The organism is Agromyces sp. Marseille-Q5079 (assembly GCF_051016555.1).
Taxonomy (GTDB): domain Bacteria; phylum Actinomycetota; class Actinomycetes; order Actinomycetales; family Microbacteriaceae; genus Agromyces.
This window is the reverse complement of record NZ_JBPEJF010000011.1, coordinates 52,268-66,957: the sequence shown is the minus strand read 5'-3', so window position 1 is coordinate 66,957 and position 14,690 is coordinate 52,268. Positions and strand designations below refer to the sequence as shown.

The following is a 14,690-nucleotide window of genomic DNA, read 5'->3' as shown; positions in this document are numbered from 1 at the left end:
CCGCCCGGCGTCTCGGCCGGGCGGCTCGTCGCGCGCAGGGGGCGGGCGTCAACGGCGGCGGATCGGGCGCTTCAGCGCGGTCGCTGCGACGACCATCGCGCCGGCGACCAGCACGATGTCCTTCAGGATGTACTGCGCGGTGAGGGTCGGACCCACCGCCGAGAACAGCTCGGAGCCGAAGAAGACGAGCGGGGAGAAGATCCCGACGAACGTCCCCGCGAGGGCGAGCAGTCCGATCCGGAGCAGCACGCCCGTCACGAGGGAGATGCCGACGAACGTCTCGAGTGCCGCGGTGAGCGCGAGCGCGGCGTAGCCGTCGACGATGCCGAACGAGAGCGCGGACCAGGTGCGCTCCACGAGCGCCTCGACCGGACTGACGCCCGGGAAGAGCTTCAGCACGCCGAAGACCAGGAAGACGAGTCCGAGGCTGACGCGGAGTGTCGGCACGGAGGTGCGGGCGAGGAACCGCTGGATGACGGACTGAGCGGCTTCGGCGCGATCGAGGATGGCGTCGAGTGAGGCCGCGGTCGAGGTGCGGCCGCTGCCGAGGGCGGTGGTGGACATGGTGCTCCCTTCAGAGCGATGAGGTGTTGGGCGACGGCCGGAAGCGGCGTGCAGAGTCATCTCATCGCGCTCGGGGATCCGTCGCGTCCGTGCCTCCGCTGAGAGGCGATCCGTGCGTTCGCTGAATCGCTCTCGGGGACAGCACGGGGGCGGCCCTCCCTCTCGATGTGCTCATCTCGAGGCGCCCCTGCTCATGTGAGCAGCATCCGACGCCGGGCCTGCGCGACTGAGCGGGAACGGCCGAATCCTGCGGGGCTGGAACCGAGACATCCTCGGGCATGCACGCACCGCATCGATGGCAGCGCACCCAGTACGCGACAGCATCCGCCTCGGTGCAGTGGAGGGACGCGGGGGCGCCGAGCCATGCGTCGACGGCATGGCCGAGGGCGGATGGCTCGCCAGCCCTGGGCGCACGGCGACGACCGGTCGGGGAATGCCACCCGTCGACGACGTGGCGAAACGGAGAACGGGGCCGCCGGGCGAAGCGCCCGACGACCCCGTGGCCGTGCTGTGGTGGTTCGGCCGATCAGGCCTTCGAGTGCGAGATGGCCGCGAGGAGCCCGTTGACGAAGCCCGCGGAGTCGTCGGTCGAGAGGACCGTCGCGGCCTCGACCGCCTCGGAGATCGCGACCGCGTCGGGGACCTCGTCGTTGTGGAGGATCTCCCACGCGCCGATGCGCAGCAGCGCCCGGTCGACGGCCGGCATGCGATCGAGGGTCCAGCCGCGCGAGTGCGTCGTGATCAGCTCGTCGATCTCCTCGCGGTGATCGACGACGCCGTCGACGATCTCGCGCGCGTACAGCCACGACGTCTGGCGCTCGGGCTCCCCCGCGGCGCGCTCGGCCTCGACGGCCAGCAGCTGCTCGACCGGCACCTGCCGCATGTCGGCCGAGTACAACAGGTCGAGGGCGCGCTTGCGCGCCTTCGTTCGTGCGCTCACTAGTCGTTCACGCGCCCGAGGTAGTCGCCGGTGCGGGTGTCGACCTTGACCTTGGTGCCGGTCTCGAGGAACAGCGGAACCTGGATCTCGTAGCCCGTCTGGACGGTCGCCGGCTTGGTGCCGCCGGTCGAGCGGTCGCCCTGCAGGCCCGGCTCGGTGTACGTGATCTCGAGCACGACGGATGCCGGGAGCTCGACGTAGAGCGGGTTGCCGTTGTTCAGCGCGATGGTGACGGCCTGGTTCTCGAGCATGAAGTTGGCGGCGTCGCCGACGACCGTGCCCGGGACGGTGATCTGGTCGTAGTCGGACGTGTCCATGAACACGAACCCGTCGCCGTCGGCGTAGAGGTACGTGAAGTCGCGGCGGTCGACGTTCTCGATCTCGATCTTGGCGCCCGCGTTGTACGTGCGGTCGACGACCTTGCCGGACACGACGTTCTTGAGCTTGGTCCGCACGAACGCGCCGCCCTTGCCGGGCTTGACGTGCTGGAACTCGATGACGCTCCAGAGCTGGCCGTCGATGGAGAGGACGACGCCGTTCTTGATGTCAGCGGTGCTTGCCATGGAGGTGATTCCGTTCGATTCGAGGAAAGTTGCGGGCGCACGACGAAGGTGTGCGACTGATCGAGTGTAGTCGACTCACCCGAGCGAACGCAGGACGGCGTCGACCGCGAGCCGGTAGGAACCGGATCCGAACCCGGCGATCACCCCGGTCGCGATGCCGGAGATGACGCTCGTGTGCCGGAAGGTCTCCCTGGCGTGGGGGTTGGAGAGGTGCACCTCGACGAGCGGCACTCCCGCCTGCTTGAGCTGGGCCGCGGCATCACGCAGCGCGTAGCTGTAGTGGGTGAACGCGGCGGGATTCAGCACGACCGGCAGGCGGCGGTCGACGGCCTCGTGGATCCAGCCGACGAGTTCGGCCTCGTCGTCGGTCTGCCGCAGATCGATCTCGACCCCGTCGGGCACGGATGCCGCGAGCTCGGCGCCGATCTCGGCGAGGGTCTCGCTGCCGTAGACCTCGGGTTCGCGGGTGCCCAGGCGCCCGAGGTTCGGGCCGTTCAGCACCAGGATCGTCGTCATCCGCCCAGCCTATCGGCGCGGCATCCGACCCCTCGTCGCGTGACGCCGGACCGCTCGCCCGCGTTCAGGAGCCGATCTCCTGGTACGCGGCGAACAGCAGGGACTGGTCGGGCGCCTGCATGACGGTGGGCTTGGCGAGGTCGTCGAGCACGATGAAGCGCAACTGGCCGCCGCGGGACTTCTTGTCGCGCTGCATGGTCGCGAGCAGCGTCGGCCACCGGCCGGCCGGGTAGGACGTCGGCAGGCCGAGGAGTTCGAGGATGCTGCGATGCCGATCGGCGACCTCGTCGGAGAGACGACCCGAGAGACGACCGAGCTCGGCGGCGAACGCCATGCCGACCGAGATGGCGGCGCCGTGGCGCCACTGGTAGCGCTCGGCGTGCTCGACCGCGTGGCCGAGTGTGTGGCCGTAGTTCAGGATCTCGCGCAGGCCCTGCTCGGTGAGGTCCTCGGAGACGACATCCGCCTTCATCTGGATCGCGAGTTCGACGACCCGGCGGAACTGGGGCGTCGTCGGATCGGTCGCGGCATCGGGGTCGGCCTCGATCGTGTCGAGGATCTCGGGGTACCGGATGAAGCCGGCCTTCACGATCTCGGCGAACCCGGCGAGGATCTCGTTGCGCGGCAGGGTGTCGAGCAGGTCGAGGTCGCAGAGCACCGCGGCCGGCGGATGGAATGCGCCGACGAGATTCTTGCCCTCGTTCGTGTTGATGCCCGTCTTGCCACCGACCGCCGCGTCGACCATGCCGAGCACCGTCGTCGGCACCTGCACCACGCGCACACCGCGGAGCCAGGTCGCCGCGACGAAGCCCGCGAGATCGGTGACGGCGCCGCCTCCGATTCCGACGACCGCGTCGGTGCGGGTGAAGTCGGCCTGGCCGAGCACCTGCCAGCAGAACGCCGCGACCTCGATGCGCTTGCCCGCCTCGGCATCGGGGATCTCGGCGAGCAGCACCTCGAACCGGTCTTGGAGCGATTCGCGCAGGGCGGCGGCGCGAGCGCCGAGCGTCGCCGGGTGCACGACGAGCACCTTGCGCACGGCGGGGCCGAGCGCGTCGGGGAGCCCGGCGAGCACGCCGTTGCCGATGACGACGTCGTAGCCGGCCTCTCCTCCGACGCGGATCGTCGTGCTGGAATCGGCTGCTGCGGTCATCGTGTTCCTCCGAAGTGCCCGGTGATCTGTTCGACGATGCGTGCGACCGAGCGGCGCGACGTGTCGATCTCGAGGTCGGCGAGCGAGGCGTAGATCGGCGCGCGCTCGCCTTGGATCGCGACCCAACGGGCGAGTCCGCCCTCGGCCAGCAGCGGACGGTTGCCGCCGGCCAGCCTCGTCGCGACCACATCGGCGGAGACCTGGAGCCAGACGACCGGGAGGTCGGCGAGCTCGCGTCGGGTGTCGGGGTGCAGCACCGATCCGCCGCCGAGGGAGACGACCGCCTGCTCGCCGAGCGCCTCGGTGACGAGTTCGCGCTCCACGACCCGGAAGTACTCCTCGCCCTCGCGCGCGAAGATCTCCTCGATCGGACCGTATCGGCCCTCGACGAGCGCATCGGTGTCGACGAACGGCGCACCGACGGATGCCGCGAGCCGGGCGCCGACCCGTGACTTGCCTGCCCCCATCGGCCCGATCAGGACGATCGGGAGTCCGATCGTCGCCGCCGGCGCTCCGGCATCAGCCACGCGCGTCGGGAGCCTCCGCCGAGACGATCTCGGTGCGGAGTGCGTCGGGGATCGAGGCGAGGTAGCTCTCGAGGTTGCGGCGCGTCTCGGCGATCGAGTCGCCGCCGAACTTCTCGAGCACGGCGTTCGCGAGCGTGAGCGCGACCATCGCCTCGGCCACGACGCCCGCCGCGGGCACCGCGCAGACATCCGATCGCTGGTGGTGTGCGGCGGCCGCCTCGCCCGTGGCGATGTCGACCGTGGGCAGCGCATGCGGCACCGTCGCGATGGGCTTCATCCCGGCGCGGACGCGGAGCACGGTGCCCGTGGACATGCCGCCCTCGGTGCCGCCGGCCCGATCGCTCGAGCGCACGATGCGTCCGTCGGAGAGGTGCAGTTCGTCGTGCGCCTCGGACCCGCGACGCGTGGTGGTGAGGAAGCCGTCGCCGACCTCGACGCCCTTGATCGCCTGGATGCCCATGAGGGCCGCGGCGAGCTGCGAGTCGAGTCGGCGATCCCAGTGCACGTGCGAGCCGAGCCCCGGCGGCACGCCGTAGGCGAGCACCTCGACGACGCCGCCCAGGGTGTCGCCGTCCTTGTGGGCCGCATCGACCTCGGCGACCATGAGCGCGGACGTCTCGGCGTCGAAACAGCGCAGCGGGTCGGCGTCGAGCGCGTCGACGTCGACCGGAAGCGGCAACGGGCGCCCCTCGGGCACGCGGACCGGGCCGATCGCGATCGTATGCGCGACGAGGTCGATGCCGAGCTCACCGAGGAAGCTGCGGGCGACGGCGCCGAGTGCGACGCGCGCAGCGGTCTCGCGTGCGCTCGCACGTTCGAGCACCGGGCGGGCCTCGTCGAAGCCGTACTTCTGCATGCCGACGAGGTCGGCGTGACCGGGCCGCGGGCGCGTGAGCGCAGCGCCTCGACCGCGGCCGAGCCGGGCGGGGTCGATTGGCTCGGGGCTCATCACCTCCTGCCACTTCGGCCATTCGGTGTTGCCGATGCGCAGCGCGATCGGGCCGCCGATGCTCGAGCCGTGGCGCACGCCGCCGGAGATCGCGAGCTCGTCCTGCTCGAACTTCATGCGCGCGCCACGGCCGTAGCCGAGTTTGCGGCGCGCCAGATCGGCACGGATGTCATCGAGTGAAACGGGGATACCGGCGGGAAGACCCTCGAGGATCGCGACGAGCTCAGGGCCGTGCGACTCTCCGGCAGTGAGCCAACGGAGCATGCCGTCTATCCTTCCACAGGCTCAGCGGAGGGATTCGCGCATGACGTCGAGCACGGCAGCCTCGTCGGGCAGCACCGCGGCGGGGTCGCCGCCGACGAAGACCCGCACCTGCAGCAGCGCCTGGTGCAGCAGCATCCCGCGTCCGTCGATGACGGCGCCTCCCCCGTCGCCCCACTGGCGTGCCAACGCCGTCGGCCAGGGCGCGTAGGCGACGTCGAGCAGCAGCGCCTCCGTTGCGAGGGCAGCGGATGCCGCGACGCCGGCGTCTGTGCCACCCGGCAGCGTGCTGACGACGAGGTCGACAGGCTCGGCGTGAGCGAGCGCGCCGACGTGCTCGGGTTCGACGATCACGCCGACGGACCGACCGAGTTCGACGAGCGACTCCCCCGCATCGGGCCGCCGAAGCAGCAGTCGCACATGGGCGACGCCGAGCTCGGCGACGGCCACGACCGCGGATGCCGCGGTCGCCCCGCCCCCGATGATGATCGCCGTGCGCGCGGACTCGAGGCCCGCCTCGGTGAGCGAACGGACGATGCCGCCGACATCCGTGTTGAACCCGAGTCGCCGTCCGCCCTCGAAGAGCACCGTGTTCGCCGCGCCGGTGAGTCGCGCGACGACGTCGATCTCGTCGAGGGCCGGAACCACCTCGTACTTCAACGGCATCGTGAGCGAGAGGCCGCGCCACGACGCGTCGCGGCTCAGCACGAACTCGCCGACGCCGGCGCCGTCCATCTCGACGCGCTCATACGACCAGTCGAGGCCGAGTCGTCGATACGCCGCCCGGTGCAGGTCGGGGCTCTTCGAATGCGCGATCGGCTTGCCGAGCACGGCGAGCCGTGGCGTCCCGTCACTCACAGTAGGCCGCGTTCTCCTCGCTCGCCGCGCACCACTCCTGCAGTTGCGCGACCGCAGCCTCGTGTTCCTCGACCGTCGTGGAGAACACGGTCTCGCCGGTCGCGAGGTTCACGGGCACGAAGAAGAGCCACGTCCCGTCGGCAGGATGCAGGGCCGCGGCGATCGCGACATCGCCGGGGTTTCCGATCGGGCCGACCGGGAGCCCGGGGTTCGCATAGGTGTTGTACGGGTTGCTGGCGTCGGCGCGCTCCTCGTCGGTCGTCCACACCGTGTGCGTGTTGCCGGTCCCGTACGCCACGGTCGCGTCCGATTCGAGGTTGATGCCCTGGTCGAGCCGGTTCTGGAAGACGCGCGCGATCTTCGGAAAGTCATCGGTGTTCGACCCGGCCTCGCGCTGCACGATGGAAGCGAGGATCACCGTCTTCCAGCGATCGGCCTCCGGAACGCCTGCCGCGTCGAGCGCCTCGAACTGCCGGTCGACGAGCGTCTGCAGCACACCATGGGCATCGATGCCGGGGTCGAGGGTGTACGTCGCAGGGAACAGGAATCCCTCGAGCGAGGTCGCCTCGGCCGGGAGCCCGTAGGTCTTGGGCGATTCGGCCGCGGCGGCCTGCAGGTCTTCGAGCGGGATGCCGGTGCCCTCGGACGCCGAGACCAGCACGTCGGGCAGCGCCGTGCCCTCGGGGATCACGAACGTGTTCTCGAGCTTGTTCGCAGGGTCCTGGAGCGCATCGAGGGCCGCCGCAGAACTCATCTGGCTCGCGAGCTGGTACGCCCCCGGCTGGAACTCGGGCTCGGGGCTCTGTGCGAGCAGGTGGTCGTAGAAGGCGTCGTACGACGCGACCACGTCCTGCGCGACGAGGTTCGTCGCGATGTCGGAGCCCGTGTCGCCCTCATGGATCATGAAGACGACCTCGCCGCTGCCTGCGCCCTCATAGTCGGCCGCCGGCGTGAACCGCTCGACGATCGCGGTGATCGGCCCTTGGAGGAAGAACGCCGCGCCCGCGACGAGGCCGCCGACGATCAGCAGGCCGATCAGGCATCCCCAGGCGCCGCGACGCTTCTTCTTGGGCTGGTGGTAGTCGTCGTAGACCGAGGCACGACGGTCGGCCCGGCTCGAGACGAACGGGTCCACCGGTGGGTCTGCTTCGACCTGGGGGGCTGCTTCGACCTGGGGGGCTGCTTCGACCTGGGGGGCTGCTTCGACCGGCGCCGCGGGTGCGGCCTCCGCCAGGGCCTCTGCTTCGCGACGCTGCTCGAGCTCGCGCATCTCCCGACGCGTCATCGGGCGGTTCTCGGTCGACCCGTCGGATGACGCGGGGGCTGCGGCGCCACCCCCGGCGGCGCCGACCTCGGCCTGCCGAGCGGGTCCGGCCGCGCTCGCGGCCTTGCGAGCGGCATCCGCCTGGGCCTCGCCGTTGAGCAGCGCGTGCCAGTCGGTGGCAAGGCGGTCGGAGGTGGGGTCTCGGCGCTCTGGGGGGAGCTGGGTCACAGGGTGGACGGCCCTTCGTGGGAGGGGATCGCGCGCCCGGGAGGATTTCCGGAAGCACGTTCGCTGTCGAGTGCGTGTTGCAAAATGATAACGGCTGCCACCTGATCGATCACCGGACGCTGCGTGCGGGTCGAGCGTCCGGAGGCCCGCAACGCCTGTTGCGCGCTGACGGTCGAGAGCCGCTCGTCGACCAGTCGCACGGATGCGCCGGCCGAGGACAGGCGCTCGGCGAAGGCCACCGCGTCGTCGGTCGACGGCGTCGACGCGCCCGACATCGACAGCGGGTGGCCCACGACGAGTTCGAACGCACCGTACTCCTCGGCGAGGTCGAGGACGCGCCGCACATCGGCGTCGCCGTCGGCGGCCCGAGGCACCGTCTCGATCGGCACCGCGAGCATGCCGCCCGCATCGGTCCGGGCGACGCCGATGCGGGCGCGTCCGACGTCGATGCCCAGCCTCACGCCGGAACGCATCGGAGTCCTACGCGAACTCGCGGCGCACCGCGTCCAGCGCGGCGGGGATCGCCGACAGATCGTTGCCGCCGCCCTGCGCGAGGTCGGGCTTGCCGCCGCCACCGCCGCCGAGCACGCCCGCCATCGTCTTCGCGAGCGCGCCGGCGTTCGCGCCGACCTCGCGTGCGGCGGGGGACGTCGCGACGATCGCGACCGGTCGGCCGGAGACCTCGGCCGCGAGGGCCACGACGGATGCCGCGTCGCCGAGCTTCGCGCGGACCGCGGTCGCGAGCGACCGCAGTTCATCGCCCGAAGCGAGCGAGCCCACCGTCTCGGCGACGAGCAGCACATCGCCCGTGCGCACGGCATTCGCCGCGAGGGCCGGGACCCGGTCGGTCAACGCCCGCGCCTCGAACTGGGCGATGCGCTTCTCGGCGGCCTTGAGGTTCGCCACGAGGTCGCCGACGCGCTCGACGAGCTGGTCGGGCCGGGTCTTCAGGTTCGAGGTCAACTCGGAGACGAGGGCGCGCTCGGCCGCGAACCGGCGGAACGCGTCGAGACCGACGAGCGACTCGACACGGCGGTTGGACGCACCGACCGAGGACTCGCCGATGATGTTGATCATGCCGACCTCGGCGCTGGACTTGACGTGCGTGCCCGCGCAGAGCTCGCGCGACCAGGGGCCGCCGATGTCGACCACGCGCACCACGTCGCCGTACTTCTCGCCGAACAGCGCCATGGCGCCGAGCGACTTGGCCTCGGCGAGCGGCAGTTCGCGCGTGACGACCTCGAGGTTGTCGCGCACGGCGTTGTTCGAGATCTCCTCGATCTCGCTGCGCGTCTCAGGCGAGAGCGCCTGGTTCCACCCGTAGTCGAGACGCAGGTAGCCGGCCTTGTTGAACGAACCGGACTGGTGCGCGTTCGGGCCGAGCACCTGGCGCAGCGCCGCGTGCACGAGGTGCGTGCCCGAGTGCGCCTGCGTCGCGCCGCGGCGGTACTCGCCGTCGACGACGCTGGTCGCCGGGACGCCCACGCCGACCTCGCCGGTGAGCACCTTCACGGTGTGGCTGATGAGGCCCTTGACCGGCTTCTGCACGTCGAGCACCTCGAGCTCGAACCCGTCGCCGACGATGCGGCCCTGATCGGGAGCCTGGCCGCCGGACTCGGCGTAGAGCGACGTCTCGGCGAGGATGACCTCGGCGGTCTGCCCGGCGATCGCCGCCGCCACCGGGTGGCCGTCGACGAGGATGCCGAGCACGGTCGACTCGGTCATCAGGTCGGTGTATCCGGTGAAGACCGTCTCGCCCTTGGCGCGGAAGTCGGCATACACCGAGAGGTCGGCGAGCACCTTCTTCTTCGACTTCGCGTCCGCCTTCGCGCGGGTGCGCTGCGCGGTCATGAGCTCGTCGAACGCCACGCGGTCGACCGCGATGCCGGCCTCCTCGGCCATCTCGAGCGTGAGCTCGATCGGGAACCCGTACGTGTCGTGCAGGAGGAACGCCGTGTTGCCGGCGAGCTCCTGCTTGCCCGCGGTCTTCGTCTCGGCCACGGCCACGTCGAGGATCGAGGTGCCCGCCGCGAGCGTGCGGAGGAACGTCTCCTCCTCGCCGATGGCCAGCTGCTCGATGTGCGCGTAGTCGCGCTCGACCTCGGGATAGGCGCTCTTCATGGCGTCGCGCGAGGCTGCGAACAGTTCGCGGAACGTGGGTCCCTCGACGCCGAGCAGACGCATCGCGCGGATGCTGCGGCGCAGCAGTCGACGCAGGATGTAGCCGCGACCCTCGTTGGACGGGCTCACGCCGTCGCTCATGAGCATGAGCGCCGAGCGCACGTGGTCGGCGATCACGCGCATGCGCACATCGTCCTCGTGGTCGGCGCCGTACGCGCGCCCGGAGATCTCGGCAGCGCGGTCGAGCACGGGGCGCACCTGGTCGATCTCGTACATGTTCTCGACGCCCTGCTTGATGAACGCGACGCGCTCGAGGCCCATGCCGGTGTCGATGTTCTTCTGCGGCAGTTCCTTGACGATGCGGAAGTCCGTCTTCGACGTGACGTCGGCGATGAGGTACTGCATGAAGACGAGATTCCAGATCTCGACGTAGCGGTCGTCATCGGTCGCCGGGCCGCCGTCGATGCCGTATGCCGGACCGCGGTCGAAGAAGATCTCGGAGCAGGGGCCCGCAGGGCCGGGCTGGCCGGTGTGCCAGTAGTTCGTGTCCTTGCCGAGGCGCTGGATGCGCTCGTCGGGCAGGCCGGCGACCTTCTTCCAGAGTTCGATGGCCTCGTCGTCCTCTTCGTAGACGGTGACCCAGAGGTCCTCGGGCCGGAACCCGTAGCCGCCGTCGTCCTCGGGCGTCGTGAGGAGCTCCCACGCGAACGAGATGGCGCCTTCCTTGAAGTAGTCGCCGAACGAGAAGTTGCCGTTCATCTGGAAGAACGTGCCGTGGCGAGGGGTCTTGCCGACCTCTTCGATGTCGTTCGTGCGAATGCACTTCTGGACGCTGGTGGCGCGCGGGTACGGCGCTGGGACGATGCCCGTGAGGTACGGCACGAACGGCACCATGCCGGCCACCGTGAAGAGCAGCGTCGGGTCGTCGGAGACGAGCGGGGCGGACGGCACGACGGTGTGGCCACGGCGTGCGAAGAAGTCCAGCCAACGCTGGCGGATGTCTGCAGTCTGCATGATTCCGTTCTGGGTTCTGCTGCCGGAGGATTCTCCGGGATGGGATCGTCGAGTCGGTCGGCTCAGTCGAGGAGGTCGTCGGCGGCGGACCGCAGCTCGGCCTCGCGCTCGTGGTAGCCATCGGCGATGGCGCGGCCGAAGGCCTTCGCCTTCGCGTCCACGCTCGAGAAGAACTGGCGCCCCTGCGTGGTCTGGTTGACCTGGTGCGCCACCACGAATCCGGTGGCGATGCCAGCTGCGAACCACAGAATGCTCTTCACGAAGTGCTCCTCTGACCGATCTCGTCGCGCGGCGCACCTGGCGCGCTGCCGCTTGGCTCCGACCAGTCTAGTGGCGCGTCGACGGGCGGCATCCGACCCCGGGGACGCGGCAGGGGCCGCGGAGAAGTCTCCGCGGCCCCTGCCGTGTGAACGCTGTGGATCAGCGAGCGGCGTAGTACTCGACGACGAGCTGCACTTCACAGGTCACGGGGACCTCGGCGCGCTTCGGACGACGGACGAGCTTCGCCTGGAGCTTGTCGAGCTCGACCTCGAGGTAGCCCGGGGTCTTGGGGAGCACGTCGACGTGGCCACCGGCGGCGGCGACCTGGAACGGCTCGGTGCCCTCGCTGCGCGCCTTGACGTGCACGAGCTGGCCCGGCTTCACGCGGAACGAGGGGCGGTCCACGAGCTGGCCGTCGACGAGGATGTGGCGGTGCACGACGAACTGTCGAGCCTGCGTGATGGTGCGGGCGAAGCCGGCGCGCAGCACGAGGGCGTCGAGACGCATCTCGAGCAGCTCGACGAGGTTCTCACCGGTCTGGCCCGCGCTGCGCTTGGCCTCGACGTAGGCGATCTTCAGCTGCTTCTCGCGGATGCCGTACTGGGCGCGCAGACGCTGCTTCTCGCGCAGACGGACGGCGTAGTCGCTGTCCTGCTTGCGCTTCGTGCGTCCGTGCTCGCCGGGAGCATAGGGGCGCTTCTCCATGTAGCGCGCGGCCTTCGGGGTCAGGGCGACACCGAGGGCGCGGGAGAGGCGGGTCTTGCTACGTGACTGGTTCGACACGAATGTCCTTTCGGAAGAATCTCAAGTGAATTCGCGGCGCGATCGTGCGCCGGGAAACTGTGTCAGAGGGATTCGCCAAGGGTGGATCGGCTACAGATCGCACCCGTTCGCCGGTGACCCCCTCGCAGCCGCGCTCGAGGATCAGGCTTCAGGCCAGAGGACACTCTACCACGACGGGCCTGAACGCTCCTGCACCCGAGACCGCGGACTCCGGCCGTGGGATGCCGCGACGCCGACGCACGCCGACGTGCGACGCTTCAGCGGCCGCCCCGCACGATACGGCGCAGCTTCGAGAGTCGGGCACTCACCTCGCGCTCGTTGCCGTGCTCGGTCGGCTCGTAGTACACGGCGCCCCGGAGCGACTCGGGCAGGTAGTCCTGTGCGACGACGCCGATCGCGTCGTCGTGCGGGTAGAGGTAGCCCTTGCCGTGGCCGAGACGCTTGGCGCCGGGATAGTGGGCATCGCGCAGGTGCTTCGGCACACGGCCCGCCTTGCCCGCGCGCACATCGGCGATGGCCTTGTCGATGCCCAGGTAGGCGGCGTTCGACTTGGGGGCCGTCGCGAGGTGCACGACCGCCTGCGCGAGGGGGATGCGACCCTCGGGCATGCCGATGAACTGCACCGCGTCGGCGGCCGCGACCGCGACGCCGAGCGCCGTGGGGTCGGCCAGGCCGATGTCCTCGGATGCCAGGACGATGATGCGGCGAGCGATGAACCGGGGGTCCTCCCCCGCCTCGATCATGCGCGCCAGATAATGGAGCGCCGCATCGACGTCGCTCCCCCGCACCGACTTGATGAACGCGCTGATCACGTCGTAGTGCTCGTCGCCGTTGCGGTCGTAGCGGAGCAGGGCACGGTCGACGGCCCGCGCCACGAGCTCGGCGGTGATGACGGGCTTGGCCGGCGCCGCGGCATCCGCCTCGGCGGCATCGCCCTCGCCGCCCGACTCGTCGGCATCGGGCTCGGCGTCCTGCCCGTCGGACTCCTCGGCCGCGAGGCTCGCGACGCCCGCCGCCGCGACGGATGCCGCCTCGAGGGCGGTCAGCGCGCGGCGCGCATCGCCGGAGGCCAGCCTGACGATCGCCGCACGAGCCTCGGGTTCGAGCACCACCGCGTCGGCGAGGCCGCGCGGGTCTTCCACTGCCCGATCGACCAGCAGGGAGAGGTCGTCGTCGGAGAGCAGTTCGAGCGTGAGCAGGAGCGACCGCGACAGCAGCGGGGAGATCACCGAGAACGACGGGTTCTCGGTCGTGGCCGCGACCAGGATCACCCAGCCGTTCTCGACGCCGGGGAGCAGCGCATCCTGCTGCGCCTTGGTGAACCGGTGGATCTCGTCGAGGAACAGCACGGTCGAGAGCCCGTACAGGTCGCGGCTGGACCTCGCCTCCTCCATGACCTGTCGGACGTCTCGCACGCCGGCCGTGACGGCGGAGAGCTCGACGAACTTGCGCCCGGAGGAACGGGCGATCGCCTGCGCCAGCGTGGTCTTGCCCGTGCCGGGCGGACCCCACAGGATCACCGACACGGAGCCGGACTCCCCGGTGCGGTCGCCCGCCAGCGCCACGAGCGGCGAGCCGGGCGTGAGCAGGTGGCGCTGTCCGGCGACCTCGTCGAGGCTCGTCGGGCGCATGCGCACAGCCAGCGGCGTCGCGCCGGAACGCAGTCCCTGCGCCGTGTTCACCATGCCGTCAAGCGTAGCCGCGACATCCGACACGACCGTCGCCGCGGTCGGCACGCGTGCCCGATCGGCCGGGCGATTGGTGCCGACCCGCACCCTTGCGTAGAGTCTGCTCGCAGGAGTCCCCGAGAAGGAGCATGCGTGGTATCGAACGACCGTCAGGCGCGCGAGGAACGAGCGCGGCTTCGCACCTACCAGGCCCGACAGCAGGTGCACGCCGGCAAGCAGCGCCGCAGATCCCGCGACAACCTGATCGCGGGCATCGGCCTCGTCGTCGTGCTCGCCCTGGCGACGGCCGCGCAATTGTTCTACTTCAACGGCGGCCCGGGTGCGTCCGATCCCGTCGCGAGCCCCGAGGCCACGACCGCTCCGCCGACGGATGCCGCGGGCCAGAACACCGGCGACGTCCCGTCGTCCGACATCGCCGAGGACCGCACCTGGACCGGCACGATGACCCTGAACGACATCCCGCTCGGCATCGAACTCGACGGCGCAGCCGCACCGCAGGCGGTCTCGAGCGAGCTCAGCCTGATCCAGTCCGGCTTCTACGACGGCGTGGGCTGCCACCGCCTCACGACCGACGGCATCTACGTCCTCCAGTGCGGCGACCCGGCCGGCGACGGCAGCGGCGGCCCCGGCTACAGCTACGGGCCGATCGAGAACGATCCCGAAGACGGCGTGTACCCCGCCGGCACCATCGCGATGGCACGTCAGGGCGGCAACGCCTACAGCCAGGGCAGCCAGTTCTTCATCGTCTACCAGGACACCACGCTGCCCAGCGAGGAGGGCGTCGGCGGATACTCCGTCATCGGCCGCGTGACGAGCGGCCTCGACCAGCTGCAGGCGGGCGTGATCGACGCGGGCGTCGTCGACGGCGGCACCGACGGCAGCCCCGTGGTGCCCGTCACGATCACCTCGATCGACGTGCAGTGACGCAGGCCGCATCGCCGACCGGCGGTGCAATAGGGTTGAAACCGACAACGCCGCCCTCGGGCGGTTTCCGAGCACG

General features: G+C 70.5%; 15 protein-coding genes. 1 reads left to right on the top strand and 14 read right to left on the bottom strand.

What is annotated here, in order from left to right; translation table 11 throughout:
• Positions 1-48 precede the first annotated feature (48 nt).
• The 14 genes from ACR3IO_RS18655 to ACR3IO_RS18590 form a co-directional block, all read right to left on the bottom strand.
• Positions 49-564 (bottom strand): DoxX family membrane protein, encoded by a 516-nt coding sequence (locus tag ACR3IO_RS18655; RefSeq protein WP_434072721.1) that lies wholly within the window; start codon positions 562-564, stop codon positions 49-51.
• 526 nt (positions 565-1,090) lie between these two features.
• Positions 1,091-1,504, bottom strand: coding sequence for a transcription antitermination factor NusB (gene nusB / locus ACR3IO_RS18650; RefSeq protein ID WP_434072720.1), 414 nt, complete (start codon positions 1,502-1,504; stop codon positions 1,091-1,093).
• Positions 1,504-2,067, bottom strand: a complete 564-nt coding sequence (gene efp / locus ACR3IO_RS18645) for an elongation factor P (protein WP_434072719.1) — start codon at positions 2,065-2,067, stop codon at positions 1,504-1,506. The genes nusB and efp overlap by 1 nt, the downstream gene beginning before the upstream one ends.
• Positions 2,068-2,142: 75 nt before the next feature.
• A complete protein-coding gene (locus ACR3IO_RS18640; RefSeq protein WP_434072718.1) occupies positions 2,143-2,583 on the bottom strand; it encodes a type II 3-dehydroquinate dehydratase in 441 nt (146 codons plus the stop codon).
• Positions 2,584-2,647: 64 nt separating this feature from the next.
• Entirely contained in the window at positions 2,648-3,736 is a 1,089-nt protein-coding gene (gene aroB, locus ACR3IO_RS18635; protein ID WP_434072717.1) for a 3-dehydroquinate synthase, read from the bottom strand.
• The gene (locus ACR3IO_RS18630) at positions 3,733-4,263 is read right to left on the bottom strand and encodes a shikimate kinase (RefSeq protein ID WP_434072716.1); all 531 of its coding nucleotides are present in this window, start codon (positions 4,261-4,263) and stop codon (positions 3,733-3,735) included. Before ACR3IO_RS18630 ends, aroB begins: the two co-directional genes overlap by 4 nt.
• A complete protein-coding gene (gene aroC, locus ACR3IO_RS18625; protein ID WP_434072715.1) occupies positions 4,256-5,476 on the bottom strand; it encodes a chorismate synthase in 1,221 nt (406 codons plus the stop codon). Before aroC ends, ACR3IO_RS18630 begins: the two co-directional genes overlap by 8 nt.
• 21 nt (positions 5,477-5,497) lie before the next feature.
• Positions 5,498-6,331: a shikimate dehydrogenase gene (locus tag ACR3IO_RS18620; protein WP_434072714.1), complete on the bottom strand. Its 834-nt coding sequence runs from the start codon at positions 6,329-6,331 to the stop codon at positions 5,498-5,500.
• On the bottom strand, positions 6,324-7,823 hold the full coding sequence (gene mltG, locus ACR3IO_RS18615) for an endolytic transglycosylase MltG (RefSeq protein ID WP_434072713.1): 1,500 nt from the start codon (positions 7,821-7,823) through the stop codon (positions 6,324-6,326). The genes ACR3IO_RS18620 and mltG overlap by 8 nt, the downstream gene beginning before the upstream one ends.
• Positions 7,820-8,296, bottom strand: a complete 477-nt coding sequence (gene ruvX / locus ACR3IO_RS18610) for a Holliday junction resolvase RuvX (RefSeq protein ID WP_434072712.1) — start codon at positions 8,294-8,296, stop codon at positions 7,820-7,822. Before ruvX ends, mltG begins: the two co-directional genes overlap by 4 nt.
• 7 nt (positions 8,297-8,303) lie before the next feature.
• The gene (alaS, locus tag ACR3IO_RS18605) at positions 8,304-10,958 is read right to left on the bottom strand and encodes an alanine--tRNA ligase (protein WP_434072711.1); all 2,655 of its coding nucleotides are present in this window, start codon (positions 10,956-10,958) and stop codon (positions 8,304-8,306) included.
• Positions 10,959-11,020: 62 nt separating this feature from the next.
• The gene (locus ACR3IO_RS18600; RefSeq protein ID WP_434072710.1) at positions 11,021-11,218 is read right to left on the bottom strand and encodes a hypothetical protein; all 198 of its coding nucleotides are present in this window, start codon (positions 11,216-11,218) and stop codon (positions 11,021-11,023) included.
• A gap of 160 nt (positions 11,219-11,378) precedes the next feature.
• A complete protein-coding gene (gene rpsD, locus ACR3IO_RS18595) occupies positions 11,379-12,002 on the bottom strand; it encodes a 30S ribosomal protein S4 (RefSeq protein ID WP_157427645.1) in 624 nt (207 codons plus the stop codon).
• 257 nt (positions 12,003-12,259) lie between these two features.
• Complete coding sequence (locus ACR3IO_RS18590) at positions 12,260-13,687, bottom strand: replication-associated recombination protein A (protein WP_434072709.1); 1,428 nt, start codon at positions 13,685-13,687, stop codon at positions 12,260-12,262.
• A gap of 135 nt (positions 13,688-13,822) precedes the next feature.
• Between ACR3IO_RS18590 and ACR3IO_RS18585 the strand changes: the two genes are divergently transcribed.
• Positions 13,823-14,614, top strand: a complete 792-nt coding sequence (locus ACR3IO_RS18585) for a peptidylprolyl isomerase (RefSeq protein WP_434072708.1) — start codon at positions 13,823-13,825, stop codon at positions 14,612-14,614.
• Positions 14,615-14,690: the final 76 nt, after the last annotated feature.